Origin of the sequence: Snodgrassella sp. W8124 (assembly GCF_016100875.1) — a bacterium.
Classification (GTDB): Bacteria; Pseudomonadota; Gammaproteobacteria; order Burkholderiales; family Neisseriaceae; genus Snodgrassella; species Snodgrassella alvi.
Genome location: NZ_JACFRP010000001.1, coordinates 387,072 through 404,502 on the forward strand (window position 1 = coordinate 387,072; position 17,431 = coordinate 404,502).

The 17,431-nt window shown below is 42.3% G+C and carries 11 protein-coding genes; 8 read left to right on the top strand and 3 right to left on the bottom strand.

Annotated elements, in window-relative coordinates; translation table 11 throughout:
• From folC to purF, 4 genes are all read left to right on the top strand, one after another.
• Window positions 1-1,305, top strand: coding sequence for a bifunctional tetrahydrofolate synthase/dihydrofolate synthase (folC, locus tag H3U73_RS01785; protein ID WP_198189919.1), 1,305 nt, complete (start codon window positions 1-3; stop codon window positions 1,303-1,305).
• Between the two features lie 43 nt (window positions 1,306-1,348).
• Window positions 1,349-2,518: an SPOR domain-containing protein gene (locus H3U73_RS01790; RefSeq protein WP_198189920.1), complete on the top strand. Its 1,170-nt coding sequence runs from the start codon at window positions 1,349-1,351 to the stop codon at window positions 2,516-2,518.
• A 14-nt stretch (window positions 2,519-2,532) separates the two neighbouring features.
• Complete coding sequence (locus tag H3U73_RS01795; protein WP_025331135.1) at window positions 2,533-3,030, top strand: CvpA family protein; 498 nt, start codon at window positions 2,533-2,535, stop codon at window positions 3,028-3,030.
• An 85-nt stretch (window positions 3,031-3,115) separates the two neighbouring features.
• The gene (purF, locus tag H3U73_RS01800; protein WP_198189921.1) at window positions 3,116-4,651 is read left to right on the top strand and encodes an amidophosphoribosyltransferase; all 1,536 of its coding nucleotides are present in this window, start codon (window positions 3,116-3,118) and stop codon (window positions 4,649-4,651) included.
• Between the two features lie 180 nt (window positions 4,652-4,831).
• On the opposite strand, the gene H3U73_RS01805 is transcribed toward purF, so the two are convergent.
• Window positions 4,832-5,902, bottom strand: coding sequence for a zinc-dependent alcohol dehydrogenase family protein (locus H3U73_RS01805; protein WP_084552987.1), 1,071 nt, complete (start codon window positions 5,900-5,902; stop codon window positions 4,832-4,834).
• Between the two features lie 305 nt (window positions 5,903-6,207).
• On the bottom strand, window positions 6,208-6,789 hold the full coding sequence (locus tag H3U73_RS01810; protein ID WP_025331132.1) for a bacterioferritin: 582 nt from the start codon (window positions 6,787-6,789) through the stop codon (window positions 6,208-6,210).
• Between the two features lie 619 nt (window positions 6,790-7,408).
• Here H3U73_RS01810 and H3U73_RS01815 point away from each other — a divergent pair.
• From H3U73_RS01815 to H3U73_RS01830, 4 genes are all read left to right on the top strand, one after another.
• Window positions 7,409-10,486, top strand: coding sequence for a S8 family serine peptidase (locus H3U73_RS01815; RefSeq protein ID WP_198189922.1), 3,078 nt, complete (start codon window positions 7,409-7,411; stop codon window positions 10,484-10,486).
• Between the two features lie 243 nt (window positions 10,487-10,729).
• Window positions 10,730-11,197 (top strand): YcxB family protein, encoded by a 468-nt coding sequence (locus H3U73_RS01820; RefSeq protein ID WP_110414409.1) that lies wholly within the window; start codon window positions 10,730-10,732, stop codon window positions 11,195-11,197.
• 741 nt (window positions 11,198-11,938) lie between these two features.
• Window positions 11,939-12,640 carry a phosphoadenosine phosphosulfate reductase gene (locus H3U73_RS01825; RefSeq protein ID WP_078475158.1) on the top strand — a complete coding sequence of 234 codons (702 nt, stop codon included), beginning with the start codon at window positions 11,939-11,941 and terminating at the stop codon, window positions 12,638-12,640.
• Window positions 12,627-13,046, top strand: a complete 420-nt coding sequence (locus H3U73_RS01830; protein WP_078475159.1) for a hypothetical protein — start codon at window positions 12,627-12,629, stop codon at window positions 13,044-13,046. The genes H3U73_RS01825 and H3U73_RS01830 overlap by 14 nt, the downstream gene beginning before the upstream one ends.
• Window positions 13,047-13,129: 83 nt before the next feature.
• On the opposite strand, the gene hrpA is transcribed toward H3U73_RS01830, so the two are convergent.
• Window positions 13,130-17,152 (bottom strand): ATP-dependent RNA helicase HrpA, encoded by a 4,023-nt coding sequence (gene hrpA, locus H3U73_RS01835; protein WP_198189923.1) that lies wholly within the window; start codon window positions 17,150-17,152, stop codon window positions 13,130-13,132.
• Between the last annotated feature and the right edge of the window lie 279 nt (window positions 17,153-17,431).

Sequence of the window (17,431 nt, forward strand, 5' to 3'; positions counted from 1 at the left end):
ATGGCAGAAAAATTTCATGCAACTGGTTTGTCCTCATGGCTGCAACATCTGGAAAATGGTGTGGCAGGAGGCGAAATTGAAATGGGGCTGGCCAGGGTAGGCGCTGTTCGTGACCGGATGGATTTAAAGCCGGTATGTCCGCTGATTGTTGTTGGCGGAACCAATGGTAAGGGTTCTGTGTGTGCCTATATGACACAGATTTATCATGAAGCCGGTTATCGGGTTGGTACCTTAACCAGTCCGCATTTGTTACGTTTTAATGAACGTATTGCGATTAATGGTGAAGCTGTTGCTGATGATTTGATTGTCAGTGCGTTTGAACATATACAGACAGCACGGGCTGAGATACCGTTAACCTATTTTGAGTTTAATACGCTGGCTGCCGTAGATGTATTTATACGTCAGCAGGTAGACGTAATGATACTGGAAGTAGGGCTGGGCGGGCGGCTGGATGCTGTCAATATATTTGATGCCGATGTGGCAGTGATTACCAGTGTTGATTTGGATCATGAGGCATTTCTTGGTGATACAGTAGAAAAAGTGGCATTTGAAAAAGCAGGCATTATGCGTGCTGGAAAGCCTGTAATTTGTGCTCAGATTCCTGTACCGCACAGTCTGTCATCGCATGCGGCAGAGGTAGGAGCAGATTTACTTTTGTTTGGCCGAGATTTTGATTGCCATAAGATGGAAATGCAGCAGTGGTCGTATCGTTTTCATCCACAAGAAAGTAGTTTATATACAGGTGAACATGCCCGTCATGCTTTACCGATACCAGTATTGCGCGGTAATTTTCAGCTTAGTAACGCGGCTTGTGCATTAACTGTGCTGGAATGTTTGTCTGAACGTTTGCCTCTGGATATTGGTGCAATTAAACGCGGCTTGTTGCGCGTACGCCATCCGGGAAGATTTCAGGTGTTACCCGGACGACCGGTTACGGTACTGGATGTGGGGCATAACCCTCATGCAGCAAGGGCATTGCGCAGCAGTTTAATTGCTTTACCCTATGCAGAAAAACGCATGGCTGTATTCAGTATGCTGGCTGATAAAGACATTGATGCGGTTTTGGAAATTATTAAAGATCAGTTTGATTGCTGGTTGATAGCTCCGCTTGCTTTGCCGCGCGGTATGACTGTACAGGCTTTACAAGAAAAATTTATTCAGCATAATATTACTGCTGTGACAGCTTATCCTGATGTTAAAGAAGCTTATCAGGCTGCTTTATCAGAGGCCGGTGAGAATGATAGAATTGTTGTATTTGGTTCGTTTCATACAGTAGCAGAAATAATAGATTTATCTTCAAGGTAAATTCTGAAAATAGAAACGATAAGGTCAGAGGAGTTAGTGATTAATGAATGCACAGGAAAATTATGAACAGCTGAAACGGCGCAACAGGCGCCGTTTGGTAGGTGCATTAATTATGGTAGTCATTGCTGCTATATTGCTGGTTATTATGCTGAGCCGTCGCACGCCTCAGTCTGTACCGGCACCGCAGCTTGAAGTCAGAACTGCTTCGTCAGAAACAGCTTCCGGCACAGCAGGTATGGTGTCTCAGGCGAGTGTTGTGGCGCAGGCACAATCTGCTTCAGCTATAGTACTGGAACCGGTAACGGCGGCAAGGTCATCTTCGGTGAATACAACTGTCGGTTCGGGTAATGCATCTGCGGTATCTGAACATAAACAGGAAAACAGTATATCCAGACCTGTAATGCGTGAAGAAACAACACATCCTAAACCTGTCTTGCCAGCTAAAATAAATAATACACCAGTACCGCCAGAGCGGTGGCCAAATGATACTGATTCAGCAGGTATCAAACCGTCTTCTGAAAGAAAGTTTGTTGAAAAAAATAACAGACAACAAGTACATAGTGAAGCAGTACCAGTTGTTAAACCAAAACCGGTTATTAACAGAACTCCGGTAGAAACAACAGAAAAAACTAAACAGGTTCCTGTTAATACGGCAAGCAGTAACCGCCCTAAAACTGAACCTGTAACAGTAAAGCCGGCAAATAAAACACCAGCCAGTACAGTTGATACTACACCTGTAGTAAAAAACAGAAGTGAAGTTGCTAATACAGACAAAAAACCTGTGTCTGCAACACCTAAACCAATAAATAAAAATCCAGTACCCGTAAAACCGGCGGCGACAGCAAAACCGGCAAATAATACGGCAGGCGGTAAACTGACACCGCAGCAGATATTGGAAAATAAAGCAGCCGGTACGGTGTCTAAAAATTCTGCTTCCGGTCAGAATCGAGGCAATGCTACCAGTAGCAATAATAAACCGTCTGTGGAACGGACTGTAATTCAGATTGGTGCCTATACCACTGAGGCGCAGGCTAATCTGGTACAGCAAAGGCTGGCTGTTGCCGGTGTCACTACCAGTATCAGTAAAAGTCAGACTAGTAAAGGCACACTGTATCGGGTACGCAGCCAGGTTTATAATAATCGCAGTCAGGCTTTGCAAAATCTGGATAAAGTGCATGCTGCAGGACTGGACGGACTGGTAATTGGTTTATAGGAAGTTGGTATTGCATGACCCTTTTTGATGTGCTGGCTCTCGGCCTGATATTGTTAACAACTCTGGTTGCTATGATGCGCGGGCTGGTGGGCGAAATAGCTTCACTGTTATGCTGGGTGGTCGCATTTGTCGGAGCCAAGTTACTGGCCGCACCTGTGGCAGATATGGCTTTTACGACTATGCAGCCACGGGCACTGGCTGTTTCATTATCATATGTGATGGTATTCGGTGTTTTGTGGATTATCCAGCGCCTGATGCGCACAGTGATTACTTCAGCATTGAAATCGATCGGGCTTGGCGGAGTTAACCGTATGCTGGGCGCCTGTTTCGGTGCGATTAAAGGAATTATTATTGTTACTTTGGTGGTGCTGATATGTTCTTTTACTGATTTGCCGAAATCTCCTGTGTGGCGGGATTCATTTACAGCAGGCATGTTTGAAAGGCTGGCGATGGTGGCGGTGCCTTATCTGCCGTCTTTTCTTGCTGATAAGCTGAATTCACCATCGGTATAACAGCATGAATATAAGTAACCGAATACAACGCGCGTTTTTAATAACAAAAAACGCGCGTATTTATTTGTCTTGAATGGAGAAAGTAATGTGTGGTGTATTGGGTATTGTGGCACATGAACCGGTAAATCAACTTTTATATGATGGTTTACAGATGCTGCAACATCGCGGACAGGATGCTGCCGGAATTGTTACCGCTGAGGGTAATATGTTTCACATGCATAAAGGTCGCGGTATGGTACGTGATGTATTCCGTACCCGTAATATGCGTGAACTGATAGGTAATGTTGGTATTGCTCATGTCCGTTACCCGACAGCCGGAAATGCCAATTGCAGTGCTGAAGCGCAACCTTTTTATGTAAATTCCCCTTTCGGAATTGTGCTGGCACATAATGGTAATCTGACCAATACCGAGGAGTTATTTAAAAATGTCTGTTTTACTGAATTACGCCATGTAAATACCCGCTCTGATTCTGAAGTGCTACTTAATGTATTGGCACGAGAGCTGGAAAACCAGGTTGGGAATCGTACTGCACTGGCTTTATCGGATATTTTTGCTGCTGTGGCCGCACTGCATAAACGGGTACATGGTGCGTATGGTGTGGTGGCATTAATTGCCGGTTATGGTTTACTGGCTTTTCGTGATCCGCTTGGTATCCGGCCTCTGTGTCTGGGTAAAAGGGAAGAGAACGGTCATACAGATTATGTCGTTGCTTCTGAATCTGTGGTTTTCCCTAGTCTGGATTATGAGCTGGTAAGAGATGTGGCACCCGGTGAAGCTATTTTTATCAGTAATGAAGGCCAGTTATTTTCACAGCAGTGCGCACAGGAACCTCATTTGATGCCTTGTCTGTTTGAATATGTATACTTTGCCCGCCCGGACTCTGTGATCGATGGAGTATCGGTATATCAGGCTCGCCTGAATATGGGGGTAACTCTGGCAGAAAAGGTAAAACGGACACTGGATTTAGCAGACATTGATGTAATTATGCCTGTACCGGACACCAGCCGTCCCAGTGCTATGGAGCTGGCTTTGCATTTGAATAAGCCTTACCGGGAAGGACTATTTAAAAATCGTTATATCGGCCGGACATTTATTATGCCCGGGCAGGCTGTGCGTAAAAAATCTGTGCGGCAAAAGCTTAATCCGATGAATTATGAGTTTAGCGGTAAAAAAGTTCTGTTGGTAGATGATTCTATTGTACGTGGTACAACCAGCCGGGAAATTGTGGATATGGTGCGTGAAGCAGGAGCGATAAAAGTTTACTTTGCTTCCGCCGCACCGGCTGTATTGTTTCCGAATGTTTATGGTATCGATATGCCAACCCGGGAAGAATTGATTTCATACCGGCGTAATGCAGAGCAGGTGGCTGCGGAAATTGGTGCCGATGGTGTTGTATTTCAGGATTTGGATGATTTGAAAGATGTCGTTTTAAAGCTGAATCCGCAAATTGAAGGTTTTGACAGTTCTTGCTTTGACGGCCGTTATATTACGGGTGATGTTGATGAAGCTTATCTGCAACATCTTTCTGAGAATAAAAATGCATTAGCCACTTCTTTTGTGGTTCCCAGTTTGATTGAACACAGTGTTAGCGTGCAGGAAGATGAGGATGAAGAAGAATAAATTGATATTTTAAATTCTACGGCGAATCGGATAAATAACAGAATTGCTGAATATTCGATTTTTCAGCGGATTTAAAGAGATAATCATTTTGTAAACAGACAGTAATCAATAAAGCAGCCTTAATGGCTGCTTTATTTAGTAGGGCTGATTTCATTAAAGCTTTTATCTGCTCGGCAGTATTTAATAATCAATAATAACTTTCATGGCTTTTTCATCTGCAGCATGCTTAAAGACATCATAAGCTTTTTCCAGTTCATTAAAGTGGAAGTGGTGAGTAGCCAGCTTTTCCATCGGCAGTTTGCCTGAGCAACAGGTTTTTAGCAACATGCCGGTAGTGTTGGCATTAACCAGACCTGTGGTAATGGTAAGATTTTTAATCCAGAGTTTTTCCAGCTCAAAGTTGACTGATTGCCCATGTACACCTACGTTAGCCAAGTGTCCCCCTTCTTTTACCACACGCTGACAGATATTCCATGTGGCTTCAAGCCCTACAGCTTCCATAGCGCAGTCTACTCCGCGGCCGCCTGTGTACTCCAGAACACGCGCCACCGCGTCTTCACTGGCAGAATTAATGATTTGCGTGGCACCCAGCTCTTTTGCCATATGCAGGCGGTTATCATCCATATCAATCATGATAATCTGGGAGGGAGAATATAATTGTGCGGTTAATAGGCAACTCATTCCTACCGGGCCGGCACCGACAATGGCTACTGTATCGCCGGGTTTAACATCACCATATTGCACGCCGATTTCATGTGCAGTAGGTAAGGCATCTGACAACAAAACGGCCACATCTTCATTTAAATTTGCCGGTAATCGGTAAAGTGAATTATCTGCAAAGGGAGTACGTACGTATTCAGCCTGAGTACCATCAATCATGTAGCCCATAATCCAGCCGCCACCACTCTGGCAATGTGCATAAAGCTGTTTCTGACAGTTTTCACAAGTACCGCAGCGGCTGACACAGGAAATAATGACTTTATCGCCTTTTTTAAAGTTTTTAACCGCACTGCCTGTTTCTTCAATAATACCAATCCCTTCATGCCCGAGAATGCGACCGTTGAATTGACCGTCTTTTTGAATGGCGGTTTGTTCAATTTCCGGATTTTTTCCTTTCCAGATACCCAGATCGGTACCGCAAATAGTTGTCCGGGTTAAACGAATGATTGCATCAGTTGGTTCGATAATAACTGGTTTAGCCCGTTCTTCAAAACGAATATCACCTGCTCCGTAGTACACCATTGCTTTCATGTTGTTTACTCCATAAACTATTGAAAAATAATCCAGATATCTTTCTGGAAACCTCTTGATATGATTGTAGTGCAAAGAGGTTCACACCACAATTTACCTGAGTATTTTCTTTAAAAGGTTTGTCGGATTATTAATCTGCCTCAAGTTTGAGCGATTTATCGCTATAAAGATAAATAGAATTATGTCATAGTAGATGGTTTGAAATAATAATAAATATAAAATTCAAACATACACTATTAGCTAGAAAAGCAGTCTGAAAAAATCCGCAGACTAACTACGGATTTTTATGTTAAATCAATAAATTATTAAATTATTTTTTTCGATACGGGTTTGCCATCCAAACCTTCCATCATGTCGGATAATTCGTCTGCATGATCTTCTTCTTCAGCAAGAATATGTTCGAGTATGCGTTTAGTAGTAGTGTCATAATCGCTGACATACATAATGGCCTGCCGGTAAAGATCAATCACAATACGTTCTGCAATCAAATCTGACTCTACCATATCCCGTAAAGTTTCTCCCTCAATATATTCTGTCGGTGAACGCTGAATAAACACATCCGGATTCAAATCCGGTTCACCGCCAAGCTGGGTGATACGTTCAGCCAGCATAGCTGCATGTTTTTGTTCCTGCTCTGCATGTTCCATAAATTCTTCTTTAACGGCATCCATAAACAGGCCGGTTGCCATGTAGTAATGTCGCAGATAACGCAGTACACACACCCATTCTGAAGCCAAAGCTATATTAAGCAGTTCGATTACCCGTTCTACATCCAGCTCATACGTAGAAGTAATCGGTCCGTCTTCATAATTTTTGCGTGCATTTTCCCTTAATTCTTCAGTGGTGCTGAATTTAATATCTCTTTTTAGCGGTTTGCGTTTGTTCATGCTTATCTCCTTATTTATCTAAACAAGTTACGGTTTGTTGCCTTGTGTTCCTTTTATAACGGTAACTGATTGTATAAGTTGTTGTCTATGAAAGTATTTTTAATATAAGTAATAATTAGCTGAATTTAATCGCATATTGTTTATTTAAATGTTTTCTTCTAAATATTTAATATATCAAGTCAAATATAATTAATTTATAAAGCATATATTTATGTTTTATGAGTAAAAAATTTAAAAAATATTATTCTTTATGCGTAAAAATTTTATTTTTTTTAATGAGATACTGCATTAATGCCTTTTAGTACCTATATTTCGCTGGTTTAAATCAATATTGTAAATAAAGCTATAAATTATTTATTTGGTATATTTATTTATAATTTACCAATCTGAAATTAAATACATAATAGTACGGAATATTAAAATAGATAAAAAAAATCTTATTTGGTTAATAAATATATAGACAAGTAAATCAGTAATTTAGACCATGTATCATGCCTGAATGCTAAACCCGAACTGAATAAGCAAATCAATGTTCATTAAGGTTATCAAGAAATATTAATAAAAATGAAATTTAAATTTTTATATTTATTTTTCAAATTAAGATAAAGGAACAGCCAGTATGAAACATTCAGCTTTAATGCTTAAATCAATAGTGATTGCTGTTTCATTTGCTTTAACGGCATGTGGTGGCGGTGGCAGTGGTGTTCATTCTAATTCTACTGAAACTGGAGGTAAACCGGGCGGAACCGATCCCGGTACCGGAAACCAGACACCGGGAGACGGAGAAAACACACCAAATGTGCCTTCACCAGTTACTCCTCCTCCGGTTACTCCTCCTCCGGTTACTCCTCCTCCGGTTACTCCTCCTCCAGTTACTCCTCCTCCAGTTAATCCAGATCCAGACAAACATGAGCCGGTTGATCCGACTCCGATAGATCCGGCTGATAATATTCCTGTTCCTTCATCCAATCCGTCGAGAATGGACAGTACCGAATCAGCAATAAAAGTTCCGTTGAGTAAAAACCAGTATCCCCGCAGTGTATACGGTGAGGATAATACACAAGCTAACCTGCTAAATCTGAAAGATGCACGGGATCAGGGGCTTGATGGTAAGGGGGTGAAGGTCGGTATTGTTGATTTGCCAGTCGATGTTAATCATCCAGCTTTACCTGACAATGTTGTTGATCTGGGACAGTTCGGGACACCTTATAATGGTAAGGCTTACCCGCATGGTGATGCAGTAGCTTTAAATATTGCCGGTAAAGATGTCAGGGGTAAAAAAATTGGAATTGCTCCAGAGGTGCAAATTTATTCAGCCAGTGCAACAGATAGCCGTGGGCCGGGATTAATCAATTTACTGGCTACCATAAATTCGTTTAACGCGCTTGATAAGGCTGGCGTGAAAATCGTCAATAACAGTTATGGCGCTAATTATTATAGTAATAAGCAATGGTATACTAATATAGCTAAAGCTTATTTAAATGCAGATAATCCTGCTGATAAATCTGCATCCTATATCGGTCGTTTTGTTTCACTGGTTCAGGATGATATGCTGTTTATCTGGGCAGCTGCCAATGACGGGCAAAGTCAGCCCAGTATTGAATCGTTATTTCCTTTAATTGAACCTGAATTGCAGAAAGGCTGGATTGTTGTTGCTGGTGTAGATAGCGACAATACAATTGAAAAGTTTTCCAACAGATGCGGCGATGCTAAAAATTGGTGTATGGTGGCTTATTATCAGTATCAGATTGCTAATTTGTACGCAAAGCCCGGCGATGATATTAATGCATTGCCACTAACCAGTATCACAGGCACTTCATTTTCGGCTCCCCAGGTTACTGCCGCTGCGGCACTGGTTAAACAAAAATATCCCTGGATGACCAATAATAATTTGCGAACCACACTACTGACTACGGCCACTGACCTGGGCGCTAAAGGTGTAGATTCGGTATATGGCTGGGGACTGCTGAATATTGGTAAGGCGGTTAACGGACCGGCACAATTTGCCTTCGGTGATTTCTCAGCAAATGTAACCGACGGTAGCTATGTATTCAGTAATGATATCAGCGGGCAAGGCGGGCTAATCAAAGATGGTACCGGAACACTGATATTGCAGGGTAATCATACTTATCAGGGTAAAACGCAGATTAATTCTGGTACGCTGGCCGTAAATGGCAGTAGCCAGTCTGCAACGCAAATTGGTAAAGATGCTGCTTATCTGGTTAAAGGCTTCACTGGTTCAGTAGATAATTCAGGTACATTTATTAGTCGGGATGCCACTGTTAATGGTAGTTTTAACCAGACGGCAGCGGGTACTTTTCAGACCAGCCTTGGTAGCCGAACTACTGTCAATGGTACTGCCAGACTGGCCGGCAGATTATATTTCGATGCGCTTAAAGCCGGTTTTGTGCCTCAGACAGGGATAAAAGTAGCTGTTATTAATGCACAAAAACGCTTGGGTGAATTTGACTCAACTGAATTTTCCGGTGGAATTCTGCTAGATGGTAAAACGGTTTACGATGACAATAACGTAGATTTTGATATTACCCGTATTTCTGCACAAAAAGCTGTTATGGATAATGGTCTGTTAACCCGCAGTATTGCCGATCCGGCAATAGAGTCCGCTGCCAGAGCTGTGGATACGGCTTTCAGCCAGCTGGATGGTATACCCGCAGCGAACCAATATAGTGAACAGGATAAAGAATTATTCGATGGTGCGGCCAGAATTCAGAATGTACAGTCCGCTCAGAGTTTAAGGCGGTCGTTATATTCTTTATCCGGTGCGGTTTACAGTAACGCTAATATGGTCAGCACTCTAACATTAGGAAAACTGAATAGTGACTTTATGTCATCAATTCAGAATAACTCTGATGAGGTTAATGTGATTATGGAATTTAATCATTCACAGAATCGCTGGGATCCCACTGTTGTCAGAGGAAAACAGAATACTAATAGCGGTATATTCGGTATCAGTAAAAAATTTGGTAACGGATTATCTGCAGCGCTGGCCTATACTTTTCAAAATACCGGCTGGAATGAACAATATGGCAATGCTGATATTAAAACCAATGGTTTAATTGCTGGTTCATTTTATGCGCCAAACCGATGGAACGGTGTCTACATATCCGGCAGCTTTGGATACAACCGTTTTTCCAATGATGTCAACCGGCGAATATGGCTGGGTGAGTCGTCAGAAGCTACGGGAGCGAAAGCTAAAGGTAACGTATGGCAACTGGCTTTTAAAGGGGGTAAAGCATTTTATCTGAATCAATTAATTCTGACACCGCAGCTAGGTCTGAGATATGATTATTTGCAACAGAATCATTTTAGCGAAGAGGGGGCAAGCGGTTATGGTTTATATGCCCGAAAGCTTAATAAAGGCGTTGTAGCTGGTTCGGCCAGTATTCTTACTCAATATCGTTTTGGTATACGGGATACTGTGTTTGATATTTTCGGACTGCTGGGTATTGAGCATGATTTTCGCGACAGAGAATATGCAATGCGCGGAGGTTTTGCCGGAATACACGGAAATGAACGTTCCGGTAAATGGGCTTCAGCAAAAACACGCTGGAATGCTGCTGTAGGTGGAAACGTACAGATCAGCCGTAATCTGAAAGCCGGTATTCAGTATCAGTATGAAAATGGTAGCCACTGGCACAGTAATTCAGGGATGGCAAACTTAAAAATCACTTTCTGATTATGATAAGTAGTAAAACGGATAATTAACCGGATTTCAGGTTAACTAAAATTCTTTTTTTAAGAAATTAAAATTTTAATTTAACAGAATGCTGTCTGACTTGAGGATTTATGGTCGATGTTAAGTTAACAAATAAATGTATAATGTAATGGCTAAAATGAAAAAATCAGGCGTTAAAAAAAATTTATATACTGGTAAGTAAAACATCAGTAATTATAAATTTATTTTTACCGGATTAATCCTATGATTATTAAAATAAATACTAAAGCCTTTTATGCTTTTATTATGACACTTCCAATATTGATTATAGTAATTGGTATTGATGCTTATAATATTTATATAAATAGAATAACAATTTCTCTGATAATTCTGAATATTATAACTATTTTCTATCCGATATTTAAAATCAAGGATGAATTTGAAAAAATAGGCGGATTTGGCAATTATATTATTGAAATTACTTCTGAGTGCCTGACAAAAGAAAAAAAAGGAAATAAGACATGCTTTGAGTGGCAGGATTTTTATTCAGTGATTAAATTTCACAATAGAATTTATTTGTATTTAAAGAGAAAAAATTCTAACAGATCATATAGACGTTTAATATATTTGGATAGAAAAGACTTTAGCAGTAAAGATGAATTTGATGCCTGCTTCGAAAATTGTAATACCTATATAAAAAAGCAAAAGTATAAAAATTTGATTAATTTGTAAAAAAACCACAAATAATCTGCTTCAAATTAACAAGTATTTATGAGGAAATTTTTTTATTCTGTTTTTTAATGAATTGAGAAGAATAGAATAGATAGAAAAAGAATAAAATTTTAGTAATATAAAATAGATTTCTGAATTTATATAAAAAAAACCCGTCATTAAAAATTTATAAGCCGGAGTGTAGGAGAAAAGCTTATAAACAAAATGACCGGGTCAGGGAAATAAATAGCTTAGATATTCAGGTGTTAATAATATCAGTCATATTAATCTATGTCTACAAATATTTTCTTATTATTACTGAAATATACAAATTATTTTAAATATGGTTTTGATATTTATATAAATATTTTTAAATCTGGGTTATGAGTGATGTTAAATCAGGAATTAATGTAATGTTTGATATTTTAAACTATTGATTTTTATTTTAATTTTTTTATATAAGTTGACTTGTCAATATGTGCCAGGAAATAGCTTTTAGTGTCAAGAAGCAGGTTGAAGCAGGAATCGAAAACTTTACCAGATATATCATTAGGTATTTATTTGCATAATAAGCTGAATGCCAGACATAAATTTATTTAAATAAGGTTGGTTATGCTTTTTTATTGCTGGTTTAATGAGTATGCAGCTATTTTTTATATTTTTTAATAGTTTATGGTGATTGTAGCATGTTGAGCATCTAAATTTATTTTAGCTATACTAATTGAGTTATGCAGTGTTGGTTTATAAGGGAATTTTGCGAATATGGCTATTTTATCTGGGGCCAGAACAGTCCGGAAGATGGCCTGTGATCATCGTCAGAGTATTCTGGCATTTAGCACAGGTAAGAATGCTGTTGCTGCGTATCTGGCAATTAGGGATAGTTTTACTGAGATTTATCCCTATTATTTGTATCTGGTGCCCGAGCTGGAATTTGTAGAAGAACAGCTTGATTTATATGAACGCCAGTTTAATTTCAAAATTACCCGTTTGCCGCATCCAGCACTGTATCAGATGCTCAGTGCACATGTTTTTCAGCCACCATCTAATATATCTGTGATTGATAAGGCAAATTTGGTGAATTTTGATTTTGCTGATATCCGCCGGATGATGTGCAGAAAATTTAATTTACCGTCCAATACCCCGGTAGCGAACGGTACCAGAGTGGAACATAGTTCCAAACAGCGCCTGAGTATGCAGAGACACGGATCGATTGTGAAGAGTCAGTGTCAGTATTATCCAGTATGGGACTGGAAAAAAGGGGATTTGCTCCGCTGTTTTAAGCAGCATAACATCAGGCTGGGAAGTGATTACAGGGTGTTTGGCTGCTCATTTGATAGTCTGGATTTACGTTTTTTGTTACCTGTTAAAGAACTCTATCCGAAGGATTACCGAAAAATTCTGGAGTATTTTCCGCTGTGTGATTTAGAAATTTATCGCTGGGAATGTGCTAATGGAAAAAGATAAAACAATGAAAATTAAAGTATCTGCACAATCTGTTTATAACAGGGGAAGGCAGAGAGGTAAATCCGAACCGGTTTCATGTTCAAAGCATGCTGACAGGAATACAGATGCAGATGCATTAGAGCAGATGAGAGGGCTGAAAGAAGAGTTTCAACAGGTTAAAAAAATGCCTGCGCAGCTCAGACAAAGAGTGACTGACAGTGAATATTGGTGTGCTGTCTGTTTTCAGTCCTATGAACAGTTGATGGTTTTTCTCGGTGAATTAACTGTACCGGTTTTTGAAAATAAGTATATTGACGGTCAGTTACTGGCACAGAAAATGAGTATTGATCTGCCCCCGGTCAAAGTGAGATTTCGTTTGCCTGGTTATATAGATAAAGATTTCCAGGAGTTAGCAGATGAAAAGTAATAGAAATCTGTGTCATAACTGCCGGTAAAACGGACGGGATAACAGCTCTGTTTTTCTGAACAGAGCTGTTTTATTGAGTACATTTATAAAATAGCCGTGCGTTTATCCCATTCTTTGCTCAGGCGTTTTGCTGAAACCGGATAGGGTGTTTTCAGCTCCTGAGCAAACAGGGAGACGCGCAGTTCTTCCAGCATCCACCGGAATTCGGCAATGGCAGCAGGTACCGGCTGATTTTGTTGCCGGTATTGCTGTACTTTTTTTTGCCAGGTATCAGTAAGTTCCTGAATGTCGTTTTCCCGCGCATTATCACGTGCCGGATTACTGCCGTATTTATCCATACGCCTGAGCATGGCTTGCAGATAAACCGGCAGACGCGGCCACTGCTGCCATGGTGTAGCACTGGCAAAACCCGGATAAACCAGACTGTTCAGATGCTCACGCAGAAGCGGGGTTAACGGGTGTTTACCCAGATGGCTGCTGACTTCAGTATAAGCCTGCGCTGTTTGCAGGGCATATTGATTAACAGCTTCTTTAACTGCCGGTAAACGGCTGCGGGCACGTTTTATCTGTTCTTTAAAAGCTTTTTCATCACGCGGCAGTTCATCTTCACCTATCAGAGCCCGATCCAGAACGGCATGAGTCAGGTCTTCACGCAAAGTATCAGTACCCAGATGTTTAAGCAGCATGGCGATTTGGGTGAAGTCGGGCAGACCTTTATTCAGGTCTTTAACCTGTTCTTTCAGTTGCAGACTCATCAGAGCAAGTACGCCGCTGCGGTGTGCCTGTTCGGCAGCTGCCGCTGTATCAAACAGCCTCAGGGAAATACTGCCGTTTTTTTGCAGTTGCAGGCCGAGATAGCCGGTAAGCTGTTGCTGAGCACGGGCAAATTTGATGCTCTCCGGTAGTTTACCTATATCCCAGCTGGTAATGTTATCTCGCTCAAACTCATTACTGTTGTCACGGAAAGTAACCGCAGCCGCCTGTCCGAGCTGTTGTTGCAGGCTAATAAGATCACGACCGCTGGCCAGTTCTGTGCCGCTGTCATCAATCACCTGAATATTGAAATAACAATGTGCCGGCAGTTGCTGGGTTTGCCAATGTTCGACGTCTATCTGGTTAAGCAGACGCATGTCTCCGGCCTGACGGGCAATGGCCTGTGCCAGCTGAGGCAGTAAAGGCGCATTGATATCAGGATGACTGCTGAGAAATGTAGTGATGAAATCAGGTACAGGCACGCAGATACGGCGAATTTGTTTGGGTAAGGCTTTTATCAGTAACTGCAGCTTTTCTCGAATCATGCCGGGAACCAGCCATTCCAGTCTGGATGCATTGATGCGGTTAAGCAGTGGCAGAGGCACAGCTATAGTGACACCGTCAAACGGATGATGGGGTTCGAAACGGTAGCTGAGCGCACAGCGACCATCTGTAGTATCAAGATATTCCGGAAACTGGCTTTCAGTAACATTACTGGCTGCATGTTGCATCAGGTCGTCACGGCTCAGATACAATAGTTTCGGATTTTCTGCCTCCGCCTGTTTACGCCACATTTCAAAGGTACGGATATCGGCCAGCGGCAGAATACGGCCTTTGTTTTCTACATTTGCCGGCAGACGCTGGTCGTAGAAACTGAACAGTGCTTCTTCATCTACCAGTACATCCTGCCGGCGTGATTTATGTTCCAGTTCGGTGATTTCTTCGATCAGTTGATGGTTATGCCGGAAAAAAGCTGCTTTAAGATCGCATTCCTGTGCTACCAGTGCACTGCGAATAAAAATTTCGCGTGCTTCTTTGGCATTGATGCGCCCATAGGCGACCGGGCGGCGAGGCAAAACAGTGAGACCATAAAGAGTAATGCGTTCACTGGCCACCACTTCACCGCGTTTCTGTTCCCAGTGTGGCTCAAAATAATGATAGCGCAGAAGATGAGGTACTTCGCTTTCAATCCATTCCGGTTCAATCTTGCCGACATCACGGGCATATAGTCGTGAGGTTTCGGTTAGCTCAGCAGCAATAATCCATTTAGGCTTACTTTTAAACAGAGCGGATGCCGGAAAAAGGTGAAAATGAATTCCTCGCGCACCGGTATAGTCGTGGCCTTCGGGGCTTTTCAGTCCAACGTTGGCTATTAGTCCGGTCAGCAGGGCACGGTGAATTTGTTCGTAGCTGGCTTCTTTTACCTGTTGCCGTTGCTGACGCTGCTGCCGGCGGACGATTTGCTGCTGTTTGAGTTTTGCGGATAAGTCCTGATCACTATTGTCAGTTATGGCTGGACGGGGATGATTGTCCGGTAATTGCCGGTAAGCACCGGCCTTATCGGTAAGTTCCATATCTATGGCAATTTGTGCCAGCTGGTGATGCAGCTCGCGCCATTCGCGCATACGCAGATGAGAAAGGAAATATTGATGACACCACTGCACCATCTGACGATTGGATAATCCTTTGTCACGTTCGCGCTGATAGGAGTCCCAGATATTCAGATAGGCGAGAAAATCCGACTGCTTATCGTTAAAACGTTCATGTGCTTTGGCAGCAGCTTCACGAGCTTCCATTGGTCGTTCACGCGGATCCTGAATCGACAGCGCAGCCACAATAACCAGCATTTCGGCAACGCATTGCAAGCGTTTCCCCGCCAGCAGCATGCGGCTAATACGCGGGTCTACTGGCAGACGTGCCATTTGCTCACCAAGTTTGCTTAGCTGATTATGTTCATTTACTGCGCCCAGTTCGAGCAATACCTGATAGCCGTCATTGATATAGCGCTGGTCAGGTGCTTCGAGAAAGGGGAATGCACTAACATCGCCGAGTTTCAGGCTGATCATGCGCAGGATTACAGCCGCCAGATTACTGCGGATAATTTCCGGATCTGTAAAGGCAGGGCGCTGATTAAAATCCTGCTCGCTGTAGAGGCGTATACAGATACCGGCGGCAACGCGACCGCAACGGCCGGCGCGCTGACGTGCCGCAGCCTGACTGATAGGTTCGATATGCAGTTGTTCGACTTTAGCACGGGCTGAATAGCGTTTTACCCGCGCCAGTCCGGTATCGATAACATAACGGATACCGGGTACGGTGAGTGAGGTTTCGGCAACATTGGTAGCCAGTACGATACGCCGCTGACGACCATTGGGATGAAAGATTTTATGCTGTTCGGCTGCTGACAGGCGTGCAAATAGAGGCAGAATCTCATCATTGCGACGCAAGGGTGATTGCTGTAATGCATGTGCTGCTTCGCGAATTTCTCTTTCACCCGGCAGAAAAATCAGAATATCACCTTCACCTTCTCGTGCCAGTTCATCTGCGGCATCAACGATGGCATCATTGATTTCTATTTCAGCTTCGTCTGCATCTGTGGTGTGCAGCGGACGGTAACGTACTTCTACGGGATAGGTACGTCCGGATACTTCAATCACCGGTGCTGCTACACCGTTCTGTGTGAAATGTTTACTAAAACGTTCGGCATCAATCGTAGCTGAGGTAATGATGACTTTCAGGTCCGGGCGCCGTGGCAACAGTTGTTTGAGATAACCAAGCAGGAAATCAATGTTCAGGCTGCGTTCATGCGCTTCATCAATGATGATGGTATCGTAAGCACTGAGAAAGCGGTCGGTCTGGCTTTCTGCCAGCAAAATGCCGTCAGTCATCAGCTTGATGTAGCTTTCCGGCGCGGTTTTATCATTGAAACGCACTTTATAGCCGACATGCTGTCCGATCCGGCTATGCAGTTCTTCGGCAATTCGTTCGGCTACTGAGCGTGCGGCCAGCCGCCTTGGCTGAGTGTGACCAATCAGTCCGGCTACGCCACGGCCTAGCTCAAGACAGATTTTCGGTAACTGGGTGGTTTTACCGGAACCGGTTTCACCACAAACGATAACGACCTGATGCTGACTGATTGCCTGCTTGATTTCTTCGCGTCTTTCATGCACAGGTAAAGTGTTATCGTATTCGGGTACAGGCAGTCCGGCCAGACGTTGCAGATAAGCCTGATGAGAGCGCTGGTAACGGCTGTTTACTTTTTCCTCGCCACCGAAACGGGCAGGATTTTTACAGGCTCGATACAGGTAATAGCGGTCTTTACTCAGGATTTGGTTAAGTTCGTATACAGACATGGCACAGAGATTGCCGGAAAATTAGTAGTATGTGTATTATACCAAATCTGCCAAAACTGCTTTTTTACAGGCATTCCATGGCAGATTTATATCTCAGAATCAGATAAGGATATAAATGAACAACAAGATAATAAGAATACAGATTTTTAATTGCTATGCGGAATAATTATTAAGTCTGAGCCGGAAAGCAGCAGAAAAATTATTTTAATAAACACGCTGGTACTAAGTTATGCGGATTAGCATAACTTTCAGTTTGGCTTTTGGCTTTGAATCTATGCG